Source organism: Moraxella canis (assembly GCF_034424565.1).
Classification (GTDB): domain Bacteria; phylum Pseudomonadota; class Gammaproteobacteria; order Pseudomonadales; family Moraxellaceae; genus Moraxella; species Moraxella canis.
On the sequence record NZ_CP139961.1, the window covers coordinates 88,759 to 102,878 of the forward strand.

The 14,120-nt window shown below is 45.8% G+C and carries 13 protein-coding genes; 2 read left to right on the plus strand and 11 right to left on the minus strand.

Going from position 1 to position 14,120, the window contains the following annotated elements; translation table 11 throughout:
* Positions 1–5 precede the first annotated feature (5 nt).
* Positions 6–1,451, plus strand: a complete 1,446-nt coding sequence (locus U0021_RS00325; RefSeq protein ID WP_114800523.1) for a M16 family metallopeptidase — start codon at positions 6–8, stop codon at positions 1,449–1,451.
* 38 nt (positions 1,452–1,489) lie between these two features.
* Here the strand turns inward: U0021_RS00325 and U0021_RS00330 are convergent, their stop codons facing one another.
* Complete coding sequence (locus U0021_RS00330) at positions 1,490–2,248, minus strand: YoaK family protein (protein ID WP_114800522.1); 759 nt, start codon at positions 2,246–2,248, stop codon at positions 1,490–1,492.
* Between the two features lie 344 nt (positions 2,249–2,592).
* On the opposite strand from U0021_RS00330, the gene putA reads away from it, so the two are divergent.
* Positions 2,593–6,177 (plus strand): bifunctional proline dehydrogenase/L-glutamate gamma-semialdehyde dehydrogenase PutA, encoded by a 3,585-nt coding sequence (gene putA, locus U0021_RS00335; protein WP_114800521.1) that lies wholly within the window; start codon positions 2,593–2,595, stop codon positions 6,175–6,177.
* Between the two features lie 75 nt (positions 6,178–6,252).
* On the opposite strand, the gene lptB is transcribed toward putA, so the two are convergent.
* The 10 genes from lptB to U0021_RS00385 form a co-directional block, all read right to left on the minus strand.
* Positions 6,253–6,978, minus strand: coding sequence for an LPS export ABC transporter ATP-binding protein (lptB, locus tag U0021_RS00340; RefSeq protein WP_049236039.1), 726 nt, complete (start codon positions 6,976–6,978; stop codon positions 6,253–6,255).
* Between the two features lie 9 nt (positions 6,979–6,987).
* Entirely contained in the window at positions 6,988–7,515 is a 528-nt protein-coding gene (gene lptA, locus U0021_RS00345) for a lipopolysaccharide transport periplasmic protein LptA (protein ID WP_049236040.1), read from the minus strand.
* Positions 7,516–7,546: 31 nt separating this feature from the next.
* A complete protein-coding gene (gene lptC, locus U0021_RS00350; RefSeq protein ID WP_114800520.1) occupies positions 7,547–8,122 on the minus strand; it encodes an LPS export ABC transporter periplasmic protein LptC in 576 nt (191 codons plus the stop codon).
* A gap of 9 nt (positions 8,123–8,131) precedes the next feature.
* Entirely contained in the window at positions 8,132–8,653 is a 522-nt protein-coding gene (locus tag U0021_RS00355; RefSeq protein ID WP_114800519.1) for a KdsC family phosphatase, read from the minus strand.
* 53 nt (positions 8,654–8,706) lie between these two features.
* On the minus strand, positions 8,707–9,684 hold the full coding sequence (locus tag U0021_RS00360; protein ID WP_114800518.1) for a KpsF/GutQ family sugar-phosphate isomerase: 978 nt from the start codon (positions 9,682–9,684) through the stop codon (positions 8,707–8,709).
* 188 nt (positions 9,685–9,872) lie between these two features.
* The gene (hfq, locus tag U0021_RS00365; RefSeq protein WP_327037523.1) at positions 9,873–10,514 is read right to left on the minus strand and encodes an RNA chaperone Hfq; all 642 of its coding nucleotides are present in this window, start codon (positions 10,512–10,514) and stop codon (positions 9,873–9,875) included.
* 55 nt (positions 10,515–10,569) lie between these two features.
* The gene (gene miaA / locus U0021_RS00370) at positions 10,570–11,679 is read right to left on the minus strand and encodes a tRNA (adenosine(37)-N6)-dimethylallyltransferase MiaA (RefSeq protein WP_114800931.1); all 1,110 of its coding nucleotides are present in this window, start codon (positions 11,677–11,679) and stop codon (positions 10,570–10,572) included.
* On the minus strand, positions 11,679–12,125 hold the full coding sequence (gene tsaE / locus U0021_RS00375; RefSeq protein WP_114800930.1) for a tRNA (adenosine(37)-N6)-threonylcarbamoyltransferase complex ATPase subunit type 1 TsaE: 447 nt from the start codon (positions 12,123–12,125) through the stop codon (positions 11,679–11,681). Before tsaE ends, miaA begins: the two co-directional genes overlap by 1 nt.
* On the minus strand, positions 12,122–12,718 hold the full coding sequence (locus tag U0021_RS00380) for a 6-pyruvoyl trahydropterin synthase family protein (RefSeq protein WP_114800929.1): 597 nt from the start codon (positions 12,716–12,718) through the stop codon (positions 12,122–12,124). The genes tsaE and U0021_RS00380 overlap by 4 nt, the downstream gene beginning before the upstream one ends.
* A 120-nt stretch (positions 12,719–12,838) precedes the next feature.
* Entirely contained in the window at positions 12,839–14,089 is a 1,251-nt protein-coding gene (locus U0021_RS00385) for a saccharopine dehydrogenase family protein (RefSeq protein WP_049236048.1), read from the minus strand.
* Positions 14,090–14,120: the final 31 nt, after the last annotated feature.

The following is a 14,120-nucleotide window of genomic DNA, read 5'->3' on the forward strand; positions in this document are numbered from 1 at the left end:
AAATCATGAAAGCACTTAGAAAACATAGCTTGGCAGCAGCCATCAGCAGTACTTTAGTTATTTTCAGCCCCAGCGTTCAGGCGAATATGGCGCATGATCACACACCCACCAGCAGCGAGCTTAGGCTTGCTGATGATAGTATCATTGATAGTATCAATCAGCTGGGCGACTTAAGTGTCCATATCCCAAAAACTCACTATTTCCAAACAGACAACGGCGTGACAGTGGCTTTTACGCCGCTGCATGAGCTGCCTATTGTGGATGTGGATTTGCATTTTTTTGCTGGGTCTGCTTATGATGACAAAGCGGGCACCGCCAATATGGTGGCAACCATGCTCACCCAAGGTACCCAAACACTGCCTGAAGATGAATTTATAGCCGCCAAAGAGCAGCTTGGCGTGAATCTTTCGAGCAATGCCAGTAAAGATGGCTTGTCTTTATCGCTCAGAAGTTTGTCCGATCCCTCAATCATAACGCAAGCAGCAGATCTAATGGTGGATGCGCTGGCAAATCCTGCCTTTGATGATAAAGTTTTGGAGCGTAACAAACAGCGTCTGATGGTCAGCCTAAAGCAGCAAAAACAAAACCCTGCTTATGTCGCTGGTTTGGCTTATCATCAAGCCGTCTATGGTGATCATCCTTATGCCAGCGCTGTGACAGGTGATGAAAAAACTTTAGATGTAATGTCGCGTAACGATCTGATCAGTTTTTGGCGCACTTTTATTAATGCCAATAATGCAACCGTGATCATCACTGGAGATATGGATATTGAATCTGCCAAGACATTTGCTAATCGCTTGACCAGTCAGCTGCCAGCAGGCAAATCTTATAAAGATGCCTTGGCTGTCGTCAAGCCAGCTCAAGCCAAGCACATCCATATCCCGCATGACAGCAGCCAAACCCAAATCATCATCGGACACATCGCCGATAAAGAGCAAAATGATGCATTAAGCCGTCAAGCATTCAGCGATTTTGCATTGGGTAATGAAATTTTGGCAGGTGGTGATTTTAATGCCCGATTGATGAAAACCATCCGCGAACAAAAAGGCTACACCTATGGCATTTATGGCAGCATGGAGCGGCTAAAAGCAGGTGGCAGTTATATGGTTAAATTTTCAACGGATGGCGATAAAGCTACCGACGCGATCAAAGATACGCTACAGATCATCACCCAATCTTTGGCAGATGGTGTCACACATGAAGAGCTTGAATTGGTGCGCTTAGGCAATAAAAATGGCTTTGCCAATCTTTTTTCAAGTAACGCCAGTATCCATAGCACAGTCAGCTCTTTGGTCGTCTCAGAATACCCAAAAGACCATATCCACACTCGCTTAGAGCGGCTTGATAGTGCCACCATTGATAGTGTCAATGCCGTCTTAAGACAGCGCATCAAGCCTGATGAATTTATCATTATTACCGTCGGTAAAACCAAGCCAAATTTGGCTAAATAACCCAAACCCATAAAACATGCCAAGCGTTTTGGCATGTTTTAGGTGGATATGTTGGAGCGATGAGACTTTGAGCGGCGTTTTCTTCGCTGATTTTGGATCAGTTTTAGGCGCGTGAGCCGCGACATTTGGGTATAGAGCCTGCCCATTTGATTATAAAATAATGCAGCGATTAAAATGATGATAATTGGCAAAATCATCGATAAGTACCCGATATGCATATATAAAATTACCGCCACAGCACTGCCGATAAAAAACGCCCACCATAGCGAGCTGTGCAAAATGATTTTGCGCAAGCTCACACGCCGACCAATCAGCCAATTCCCTACCGCCGAACCCAAATCTGAAGTAATGCCGGTCAAATGAGTCGTACGAATGACTGTACCATGATAAGTGGCGACCATTGAATTTTGAAGTCCGCACGCCATGGCGATGAGCATTTGCCCAAAAAAATGATGCTCTGACAAATACATCCACAGACTCAAGCACAGCATCAGCACTTCTAAGAGCATGGCATAGCCATAATTTCGGCGGATGTTCAGTTCGCTTGAGCCGATGATGGCGCCACTTAATACCGAGCCTAGCCAAAATGACGCGATGGATATTAACAATAACTTAAAATTTGACCAATCGCCTGCAAGCATCGAAACCACAAATAAGCTGACATTGCCTGTCACATGCGATGCTGAGATATGAGTGATGCCCATCAAGGCAGTGGTATTTAAGATACCTGCACAAAATGCCAAAATCACAGCACCTATGAGCACCCAAGTTGGGATGACCTCCCCCATGATTTTCATGAATTTTTGCCCCCATCGTCCATTAGCCAGCCATTATATAGCACAAGATTACATATCAGCAACAAAATAGCATAAACCAAGCACCCATTCATCATCAGAATGTCTAAACTTCGGACATAGGCATTATATGTTGCAAATTAATATGAATTTATTGAGATAGATTCATAAAAGGGATTAATTGATGAGCATTCAGAAATGAGCGTTATTTTATTATCATAAAATTTCATAAATTGCCCTTAAAACACTTTAAAATAAACTTGGTTTATATATTTTTGTGATATATAATTAACATTTGTATATTGGATTTATGTTTTATTTGTGCTACTTTCCTGACGAGTTGTTCTATGTTTAATTTTACTCAGCCACAATCCCAATTACGCGACGCCATCACCAGTGCCTACCGACTGGATGAAGTCACTGCCGTAACAAATTTATTAGAAACTCTAAATTTCAATGACGAAGAAAAAGCAAGAATCAGCACCCTTGCTCACCGTCTGATTACCCAAGTTCGCGCCGATCGCAGCAAGTCTTCTGGCGTGGATGCGCTCATGCACGAGTTTTCATTATCCAGTGAAGAGGGTGTGGCATTGATGTGCTTGGCTGAGGCGCTACTGCGCATTCCTGATACCGCCACGCGCGATCGGCTGATCCAAGATAAGTTGGCTGATGGTGACTGGAAAAGCCATGTTGGTCACAGCCCCTCCATGTTTGTTAATGCGGCGGCGTGGGGCTTGGTCTTGACAGGCAAGCTGACTCAGCCAACCAACGAAAAAGGCTTAAGTTCAGCATTGACGCGAGTACTCCAAAAAGGCGGCGCGCCATTCATTCGTACTGGTGTCAATCATGCCATGAAAATCTTGGGCAAACAATTTGTCACTGGACAGACCATTGATGAAGCACTCGCTAATGGCAAAGAGCGCGAAAAAATGGGCTATCGCTTCAGCTTTGATATGCTGGGTGAAGCGGCGATGACCACGGAAGATGCTGACCGCTATTATCAAGATTATGTCACCGCCATTCATGCGATCGGTAAAGATGCCGCTGGATGCGGCGTCTATGAAGGCAATGGCATCTCTGTTAAGTTGTCCGCCATTCATCCGCGTTATTTTCGTGCTCAGCATGAACGCGTGATGAATGAACTTCTACCACGCCTAAAAGCACTTTTTGTGCTTGCCAAACAGTATAATATCGGTCTAAATATTGATGCTGAGGAAGCCAACCGCCTTGAGCTGTCGCTGGATTTGATGGAAAAACTGGTCAGTGATCCTGATTTGGCAGGCTTTCATGGCATCGGCTTTGTGGTGCAAGCTTATCAAAAACGCTGCCCCTATGTGATCGACTATTTGGTTGATTTGGCGCGGCGCCACAACCAAAAACTGATGATTCGTTTGGTCAAAGGCGCTTATTGGGACAGCGAGATCAAGTGGGCGCAAGTCGATGGCTTGAGCGGCTACCCTGTCTACACGCGTAAAGTGCACACTGATGTGTCTTATCTGGCGTGCGCACAAAAACTACTGGCAGCCCAAGATGTGATTTACCCACAATTTGCCACGCATAACGCCCAAAGTCTTGCTACCATCTATGAGATGGGTAAAGACAAAGAGTACGAATTTCAGTGCTTACACGGCATGGGAGAGACGCTGTATGATCAAGTTGTTGGCGAAAAGAACTTAGGTCGGCGAGTGCGTATTTATGCGCCTGTCGGCACGCATAAGACTTTGTTGGCTTATTTGGTGCGTCGCTTGCTAGAAAATGGTGCCAACTCGTCCTTTGTCAATCGCATTGTCGATGAAAATGTCAGTATTGATGAACTGATCGAATCTCCCATTGATATTGTAAAAGCCAATGGCATCTCCCAAAATCCACTGACGCCGCTACCAAGACATATTTATGGCGAGCGCCAAAACTCCCTTGGTTTGGATTTGACCAATGAACATGTACTTGCCAGACTCCAAGATGCGATGCAATCGGCGACTGCCATTGCATTTGATGTGCACTCAATAACGGCGACCACAGTCAGTCACAAGCCGCCCCACCAAGTCCTAAATCCCAGCGATCATCGCGATGTGGTCGGTCAAGTCTCTTTTATTGATCCAAATAGCATCCCCAGTGTGATCGATGTGGCAGTGCGTGCACAATCAGGATGGCAAGCAGTGAGTGCAGCTGAGCGAGCGGCGATACTGCGGCGATTTGCCGATTTGATGGAAGAGCCTGCACGCATGGCGCTTTTGATGATGGTGGCTGTCCGTGAGGCAGGCAAGACTTTATTAAATGCCATCGCCGAAGTGCGCGAAGCTGCTGATTTTTGTCGCTATTATGCCGATGAAGCCGAAACCCTGAATCTAACAAGTCCCATTGGCACAGTGGCTGCGATCAGCCCATGGAATTTTCCTTTGGCAATTTTCGTTGGTGAGGTCGTCTCTGCTTTGGTGACGGGTAACACTGTCGTGGCTAAGCCTGCCGAACAAACCAGTTTAATCGCACATTTGGCGGTATCTTGGCTCCACGAGGCAGGCGCTCCCAAAGAAGTATTGCAGCTTGTCTTGGGCGCGGGTGATGTGGGCGCAGCTTTGACAGCAGATGAGCGAATCAATGGGGTGATTTTCACTGGCTCAACCGATGTGGCAAAGCGCATCAATAAGCTTTTGGCGGCACGCGATGACAAACCTGTGCTGATCGCCGAAACGGGTGGCATGAATGCCATGATTGTCGATAGCACCGCCCTACCCGAGCAAGTCTGTGCCGATGTGCTAGCTTCAGCGTTTGATTCGGCAGGTCAGCGCTGCTCTGCACTGAGAATTTTATGTATCCAAGAAGACATCGCCGATCATGTGATTGAGATGATCAAAGGCGCAATGGATGAGTTAATCGTCAATGACCCTGCTTCGCTGGCGACCGATGTCGGTCCTGTGATCGATGAAGAAGCCCAAAAGAACTTGCTTGAGCATATCAACACACTCAAACAAATCGCGCCTTATCATGAAGTTGCCATCCGATCGCAGGCACCATCGACCTTTGTTGCACCGATTTTGTTTGAGCTTAATGACTTATCGCAGCTCAAAAAAGAGGTTTTCGGTCCTGTTCTACACGTCGTGCGCTTTGGCGCGCATGAGCTCAATGATTTGATTGATAGTATCAATAAAAAAGGCTATGCACTAACGCATGGGATTCATAGCCGCATTGATGCCACGATTGAACAAATTACCGATCGTATAGAAGCGGGTAATGTGTATATCAACCGAAATATCGTTGGTGCTGTGGTGGGCGTGCAGCCCTTTGGGGGTCATGCCATGAGTGGAACAGGTCCTAAGGCAGGCGGTCCGTTTTATCTTCAGCGTCTAAGCAAGCTGACAAACTGGCAAAAACCGGTTATTGACACGCCAGCAATCATCGACCATGCAGGACTGGGCAAAGTGCAGCATCTGGCGCGCAAGCTCTTAGTGTCAAATGCTGAACAGGCGACGTTTGATGCCATTGTACAACAAGCCATCAATTCATCTTTGAATGAAGCTGTGGCTGTTTTGCCAGGACCGACCGGCGAAGCCAATACCCTAAGCTGGCGCGCGCCACAATCGGTTGCCATTTATGGCGGCAACTTAGCTGACAGCTTGGTCGCTTTGGCAGTATTGGCGCTAAATGGTGTCATCGCCCAAGTCTGTCCTTCTCACGCATTGGCGGATTATGCCGCTGACCTTGAGGGTATTCTACAAGTCGTTGAACAGCCAGCGGCTGATATGAATGATATTATTGTGGCGTTATCAGACATGCCAGCAGATGAGCGGCTTCGCTTTGCCGATTTGGATGGCTCGATTCGCCGTATCATTGACGCCACTTCAGGGCTTGATATGTCAAGGCTGTATCATGAAATCAGCCAAAGCTATAATACGACCGCCGCCGGGGGCAATGCCAGTCTCATGGCTTCAGCTTAGTCCTTCGTGATCAAAATAAAACCGCTCTATCTTGGAGCGGTTTTATCATAAAAAGTGCCATAATTATATAAATACTTAAGCGACGAAATCTTTACCCAAATAAACCTTACGAACCAACTCATTGGATAAAATTTCATCTTTATTTCCTTCGGCGATGATTTCCCCTTCAGAAACAATATAAGCTTTTTGGCAAATTGAAAGCGTTTCGCGAACATTATGGTCGGTAATCAAGACGCCAATACCACGCTCGCGCAATGTTTCGATGACCTGCATGATATCGCCTACTGAAATGGGATCGACGCCGGCAAATGGCTCATCCAACAGGATAAATTTGGGGTCTGATGCCAAGCAGCGGGCAATCTCACACCTTCTACGCTCGCCCCCTGATACGCTCATACCCAACGAATGGCGGACGTGTTCCAGATGAAAATCAGCCATCAGCTTTTCAAGCTGCTGATGCTGCTGTGCTTGAGTTAAGTCCTTGCGCGTCTGCAAGATTGCCATGATGTTTTGTTCGACAGTCAGCTTACGAAAAATCGAAGCCTCCTGGGGTAGATAGCCAATACCTTTGGCGGCGCGCTCATGCATGGCATTTTTTGAGATGTCTTGATCACCCAAGATCACGCGACCTTTATCCATAGGTACAAGCCCAATCACCATATAAAAACTTGTGGTTTTACCTGCGCCATTAGGACCCAAAATTCCTACCACTTGACCTTGCTCAATCTCAAAAGAGACATCTTTGACCACCCATCTTTGACCATAACGCTTGCCCAAGTGGCGCATCGATAATACTGTCATCTTCAGACCTTAGCGCAAGCCACTTCGAGAATTTGAATCGCTTGGCGGAAAGACCAGCTCTACACGCTGACCGCCGCCAGCATTGGCTTCGACATCGCCGGCAGATAGACTATAGCGAATCGTATTGCCTGAAAAACTCGATCCAGCCTGAGTCAGTCTGGCATTACCTGTGAGCGTCACAATCCCACTGACGGCGTTATAATCAATGCGATTTGCCTGCCCTTTTGCCAAGCCTTTTTCTTGGGTCACCACCTGCTGCATGGTGGCAGGTCGCCCTGTCGCAACCGCTGACTTGATGCTGCGATTATTGGTATCAAGATTCACTGTCAAATTATCGGCGGCGATCTTTAAGGTGCCCTGCTCAATCGTCACTTTTCCTGAATAAGTGGTCACGCCTGTACGCTCACTATAAGTGGCTCGATCAGCCAATAAGCGAATCGGCTGATTGGCATCAGAAGGCAATGCTGAGGCAATCATCGGTGCACTGACTATGCACGCTAAAAATAAGTATTTTGTAATTACAGAACCAGTTTTCATATAAAACCTTGAAAAACTTAAGAAAATTTAATTAAAATAACGCCTTATTCTGACGCTTAGGCGCATCAAAAAGTACTTCGATGCGATCAAACTCATACTCGCCAGTTTGCAGATTAGCTCTAAAACCCTGCGCTCTAAAGCTATCCATGCCTTGCTGCACAGTCAGAGCCTCTTGGCTTGATACAGTGCGATCTTTGGTATTGCCAACAATGCTCAAGCCCTCAATGATCATTTCAGGCTTATCAGCAGTCGCTGCACGCACCAACTGAAACCCTTGGGATAATCGTAACTCACCACTGCCCTGATCAAGCGTCGCACGGTCAGCGGTCAGTGTATAGGTTTCACCCTGTGGGGGCTGCCAATGAATGGTCGCACCCAGCATTTCATCTTGACCGTTGGCATTTTGAACCAATGAATCGGCGGTCAGTGTATATTCTGTTTCGCCAGTTTCAGGATCGGTTTGGATGGCTTTGATTTGGGTAACTTCAGAGTCTACAGTCGGCGCTTCAGGCAAAGCAGGCTTGACCTCGACATCTTCTTGATAAAAAAACCACGCCGCAACCGCCAACGCCATCACACCCAACACACTTAAAATACGAAAGTTCATTTGGGCTGCCTATTCAAATTTTGCAATGAATGCATCAAAGTTATTTTGCGCCTTTAAAATCAGCTCACAAACCTCCCTGACCGCGCCATGACCTCCAGTTTTGGTGGTGATATAATCTGAAACCGCCTTGGTCTGCTCACATCCATTAGGCACACTGATCCCAAAGCCTGCCTCACGCACGGCTTTTAGGTCAGGCAGATCATCGCCCATATAAGCACACTGCGACAGCTCAAATCCAAGCGCCTTGGCAAGCCCTGCCAAAGCAGTAAATTTATCGTCTCGACCCTGGATGATGTGTGCAATGCCAAGCTCTTTGGCGCGTCGATCTACCATGGCAGAGCTTCGACCTGTGATGATGGCTAAAGTCACACCTGACTGTCTTAGCGCCTGCAAGCCCAAACCATCTTGCACATAAAATGCTTTGGTTTCGACACCTTCAGAATTATAAATGATTTGCCCATCCGATAAAATGCCGTCGACATCCATGGCAAAGAGTTTGACATTTTTGGCTTTTTGGTAAATTTCATTCATGGCTTATCTTTTTAATTTTAGATCAACTGAATTTAGTTTTAGCTATACTCAAGTTAGCTGACGCCAGCTTTTAGTATATCATGAATACTAATTACGCCGATTAATTGATGGTCTTTTAGTACCAACAACTGACTGATTGCATTTTCGTTCATCAAAGTAAGTGCATCAGACGCACGCATCTGCTCATCAGCAGATTTTGGTGTCTTGGTCATCAGTGTCTGAATTTCAACGGTCAGCTTAGTCTGCTCCGCCAATTTACGGCGCAAATCCCCATCGGTAAAAATACCGACCACGTTATCTTCATCATCGACAATTACAGCAAGACCTAGGCGCCCACTGGTCATAGCCAATAAAGTTTCATTCAAGCTTGATTTATGATGCACAACGGGCAAATTGTCGGTATGCATGATGTCAGAAACACGCGTCAAAAGCTTACGCCCAAGTGCGCCCGCAGGATGAGAAAGCGCAAAATCATGGCTAGTAAATCCACGTGCATGCAATAGCGCCACCGCCAACGCATCGCCCAAAGCCAGTGTTGCTGTGGTGCTTGAAGTTGGTGCAAGCCCAAGGGGGCACGCTTCTTCGGACAGACCCAAAGTCAATGCAATGTCCGCCGATCTTGGCAAAACTCCGCGCTTATCGCGACTGATGCTAATGAGCGGGATTTTTAACTGCTTGACGACAGGCAGCAGCATGCGTATCTCATCTGACTCACCCGAATTTGAGATGGCAATGAGCACATCTCCTTGCACCAGCATCCCCAGATCACCATGCCCTGCTTCCCCAGGATGCATAAAAAAGGCTGGCGTTCCCGTCGATGCAAAAGTAGCGGCAATCTTGCGACCGATATGTCCAGACTTGCCCATGCCTGTTACTACCACGCGTCCAGAACAATTCAAAATCGCCTGACACGCATTGACAAAACGCTCATCGAGCTCATCAATCAACAGGTCTAAAGCACGCTGTTCGGTACGGATGGCGTCAATAGCATCTTGAATGTAATCGCTGGGCGCAAGGTTATTTTGTCTCATTACCATTCAATTCATCAAAAAACTTAGACCATAATAATAGCACATTTTATCTGTCTATTGATTGGTATTTTGGGGTTTGTGATCTATAAAACATTCCCCAAGAAAAAACTTGTACACGATAAGCTCGCATACAAGTTTGATTATAAAATACTGCATTTTAAACTGAATAAGTCCAAGTTATAACTGGATTAGGACTGATTCTCAAAATCATCGTCATGATTAAATTTTGGGTCTGGCTTAGCATCAAAGCCTGATCGGTTAAAATTTCTGGTATCGTTGCTTTCAAAAGCTTTACCATCAAATCCACGCTCTTCAAAGCCTGAACGATCAAAGCTTTGACGATCAAATCCTGTGTGATTAATGCCGCCCATGCCGCCACCTTGATAGCCCATACCACCGCGGTCAAATCCACCTTGATTTTGGCGCTCAAAGCCGCTCTGGGGCGTACGAGTAAAGCCACCCTGTGGACGAGAGCTACCTTGATAGCCCATACCACCGCGGTCAAATCCACCTTGATTTTGGCGCTCAAAGCCACTGCCTTGATAAGTACCACTGGTCATGACGCCCAAATTAGCGCCTTGATATCCACCTGTGGATTGAGCTGGTGTAGAGCCGCCTTCTGTGCGAGGGTTTCTGGTGGGTACAACCGTTGAAATGGCGTGCTTATACACCATTTGGCTGACTGTGTTCTTCAATAAGACAACATATTGATCAAAAGATTCGATCTGTCCTTGTAGCTTTATGCCATTAACCAAAAAAATTGATACTGGAATACGATCTTTACGCAAAGCATTCAAAAATGGGTCTTGTAAAGTTTGTCCTTTTGACATAAGTTTCTCCAATCTAAATAGCTAAAGCAATGCAAACGGGGAAACCCCTCATAAGTTATTGCAATAATTGCTGTTCTACTTGTTTTATGCTATTAAATGATACTATTGTTAAATTATTTTTGGTTGGGTTATCTGTCTGTGCCAATTGCTTCAGCCAAGTATATTGGCGTTTTGCCAACTGTCTTGTAGCATATAATGCCTTATTTTTCATATCTTGACAAGCCAAACCCCCTGCATTTGTCATGGTTTTTTTAAATTTTTTGTTAAAATCTTGATGAATTGAGCCAATTTCTTGGTTTTTATTAGATGATTGAGCATCATAATATGTCTTAAGCCTAGGATGAGCGGTGACGCAGGGATGGTTAATTGCAATCAAATAATCAAGCGCTTGCCGATATCCGACGGCACGCAGCGCTGGCATGTCGGCTGTCAGATCTGGATGATGTTCAATGAGTCCGATCACTTCTTGCAAAAATCCATCCGCCCACATTTTTTCAAGCCTTCGTTCGATCCGCTCATGCAGCCAAGCTCTGTCTGGCATGACGATGATAGCATACCAATGCCATTTTGGGTGGTTGCTGATCGCTACTTTGGGTGTCGATTGCCATTCACTTAAGGGCTTACCAGTTTGCATGTGCACCTCAACCGCACGAGTGATGCGCTGTGTGTCTGTAACTTTGAGCTTTTGGCAAATCACAGGGTCATGCTGCTTTAGGTACTCATACAAAGCTTCATTACCTTTTTCATCATGCCAAGCTTTGACTTGATTGCGGATGGTTGGCTTGGTTTGTGGTACTGTGGATATCCCATCAAGCAGCGCCATATAATACATCATCGTTCCGCCGACCAAAACAGGGATTTTATTGCGCGCATGAATCTCGCCAATCAAGCGCTCTACATCTTGGACAAAATTTGCCACGCTGTAGCTTTGAGTGGGCGTCAAAATATCCACCAAATGATGCGGATAAGCTCTAAGCTCATCTTTGGTTGGTTTGGCAGTACCAATATCCATATCTTTATAAATCAGCGCACTGTCCACAGATATCAGCTCAAATCTGCCCGTATCGTACAGCTTGAACGCCAAATCTGTCTTGCCACTGGCGGTCGGAGACATCAGGCAAACAACACTGTTATCCAGCAAATCGGTATAATGCGGCAGATCCATCACACTTCCTCAAAGCCTGTCAAGGTCACGACCCTTTTGTCATCAAGATGGCGGATGATATCAATGCGATAATCAGGCTTGGGCAGGACTTGACTGGCTTGGCTTGCCCACTCAATGATGACAAGGCTGTTTGGCTCATCAAGATATTCATAAAAACCAATAAAATCAAGCTCTTCAGGATCATTCAAGCGATATAAATCAGCGTGATAAACAGGCTTTAGCCCCCCTTGCATATTGATTTGATAAGGCTCTACCAGTGTATAAGTGGGGCTTTTGACAGCGCCTTTGTGACCCATGGCTTGTAGCCAATAGCGTACAAAAGTGGTTTTACCTGCCCCCAAATCACCTGATAACCATACACTGCCCGACAAGTTCATCTGAGCCAATTTTTCGGCAAGTGCTTTGGTATCTGCTTCAGTGTGTAGTGATAAAGTTTGGCTGCTCATACTTGAACCTGCAAATCCACCTTGGGATTGACAAAAGATTCACCTTTTAGCAGCTTATCATACATCTGAGGGTCGCCCCATTCTGATTTGACTTGCTCACTGAATTCAAAATCAGCCAAGCTAAGCTTACCCATCTGTTCATTTTGAACATCTTGTCGAAAACACTGAGCATAGCCTGTGGCTGTCTCATGGACGATCACAGAATAAACGCTGATATCTTGCTCACCGTTTTGCATGATGGTTTGGCTTAAAATGGCATCTGCCCAAAAGAAAATCACTCGGCTAAACTGCTCGGCTGAAGGCGACACAGGCAGACTCGCCCATCGTGCGCTGAAGTCCTTGCAGGCTTGGATATAGCCTGGATCGTCTTTATCCCAAAAAGTGATGGCGTGATCAAAACTATCTATGATATCTTTGATATTGTGCTTCAACAGTCCAAAATCATAAACCATTTGACCATGATCAAGGCGATGCGCCTCCAAAATCAGCTCAACTTCATAGCTATGTCCATGTATGGATCGTTTGCAGCGATCAGATGAACAATTACGCACGATGTGTGCATTTTCAAATTTAAACAGTTTGCGAATTCGCATGATAAGCCTTTATTGTACTATTTTACTCGTTTTGAATGATTATATCACAGGTGATTTTTGACAAAAAGCAAAAACGCAGCAAAGCATTTGCGTTGCTGCGCTGTCTGCTTAAAGTATAGATTAGTTAAATTCTAGCAAGCGATCGCCATCTTTATCGGCAATGCGCGTCGTCAAACCCATGGTATTAAGCAGATTGATAAATGGTCTGGCATCAAGCTCTTCGACATTGACCATGGTACCTGCATCCCATTCACCACTGGCGATCAAAAGCGCCGCTGCGACAGGGGGCACACCTGCGGTATAAGAGATGCCTTGACTGCCAACTTCAGCATAAGCTTCTTCATGATCGACGATATTATAAATGAATATCTCTTGGGTCTCGCCGTCTTTTTGACCCTTTACTTTATTGCCAATACAGGTTTTGCCTGTATAGTTCTCAGCAAGGCTAGCAGGGTCAGGCAAAACCGCCTTGACTACTTTTAGCGGTACCACTTCTAGACCTTCGGCAGTGGTGACAGGCTGCTCTGATAGTAGACCAAGATTTTTTAGCACGCCAAACACATTGATGTAATGATCGCCAAATCCCATCCAAAAACGGATATTTGGCACATTTAAGTTTTTGTGCAATGAGTGAAGTTCATCGTGCCCACTCAGATAGCTGTTTTGGACACCCACGACCGGTAAATCATCCGTGCGCTTGACTTCAAACATTTGGTTGGTCTGCCATTGGCTATTTTGCCAAGAATACACCACGCCAGTGAACTCACGAAAATTAATCTCAGGGTCAAAATTGGTCGCAAAATATTTGCCATGACTGCCGGCATTAATATCAATGATATCAATATCAGTCACGCTATCTTTGTCAAAATATTCAACACCCAACCGTGCGTATGCATTGACAACACCAGGATCAAAGCCCACGCCTAAGATGGCAGTTGCGCCGGCTTTTTTGAAGGCTTCGCGTTTTTTCCACTCGTAGTTTTCATACCAAGGTGGGGTTTCACAAATCTTACGCGGATCTTCATAAATGGCGGTATCTAGATAATGCGTACCAGTTTCGATACACGCGTCCATTACGCTCATATTAACAAACGGTGAACCAACATTGATCACGATGTCTGTATCCGTCTGACGGATCAGCTCGGCCACAGCTTGACTGTCCATCGCATCCACAGCATGCGTGTGCAAAACTGCATCGCGCTTGAAACTGCCCTTTTGGGCGACATCTTGGGCAATCGCTTGACATTTATCAATCGTGCGCGATGCGATGTGAATTTCCCCAAAAATATCATTTGCCATTGCGCATTTGTGCGCAACAACCTGAGCCACACCACCTGCGCCAATGATGAGTACGTTTTTTGCCTGAGACATAAATCCTCCTTAGTGCCCAATGAGTGAAATG

Coding starts and splice junctions, on each gene's coding strand:
- U0021_RS00380 (WP_114800929.1), bottom strand. CDS start 12,718: ATGCGAATTCGCAAACTGTTTAAATTTGAAAATGCACACATCGTGCGT.
- U0021_RS00355 (WP_114800519.1), bottom strand. CDS start 8,653: ATGAATGAAATTTACCAAAAAGCCAAAAATGTCAAACTCTTTGCCATG.
- U0021_RS00360 (WP_114800518.1), bottom strand. CDS start 9,684: ATGAGACAAAATAACCTTGCGCCCAGCGATTACATTCAAGATGCTATT.
- hfq (WP_327037523.1), bottom strand. CDS start 10,514: ATGTCAAAAGGACAAACTTTACAAGACCCATTTTTGAATGCTTTGCGT.
- miaA (WP_114800931.1), bottom strand. CDS start 11,679: ATGGATCTGCCGCATTATACCGATTTGCTGGATAACAGTGTTGTTTGC.
- lptA (WP_049236040.1), bottom strand. CDS start 7,515: ATGAAAACTGGTTCTGTAATTACAAAATACTTATTTTTAGCGTGCATA.
- U0021_RS00325 (WP_114800523.1), top strand. CDS start 6: ATGAAAGCACTTAGAAAACATAGCTTGGCAGCAGCCATCAGCAGTACT.
- U0021_RS00330 (WP_114800522.1), bottom strand. CDS start 2,248: ATGAAAATCATGGGGGAGGTCATCCCAACTTGGGTGCTCATAGGTGCT.
- tsaE (WP_114800930.1), bottom strand. CDS start 12,125: ATGAGCAGCCAAACTTTATCACTACACACTGAAGCAGATACCAAAGCA.
- putA (WP_114800521.1), top strand. CDS start 2,593: ATGTTTAATTTTACTCAGCCACAATCCCAATTACGCGACGCCATCACC.
- U0021_RS00385 (WP_049236048.1), bottom strand. CDS start 14,089: ATGTCTCAGGCAAAAAACGTACTCATCATTGGCGCAGGTGGTGTGGCT.
- lptC (WP_114800520.1), bottom strand. CDS start 8,122: ATGAACTTTCGTATTTTAAGTGTGTTGGGTGTGATGGCGTTGGCGGTT.
- lptB (WP_049236039.1), bottom strand. CDS start 6,978: ATGACAGTATTATCGATGCGCCACTTGGGCAAGCGTTATGGTCAAAGA.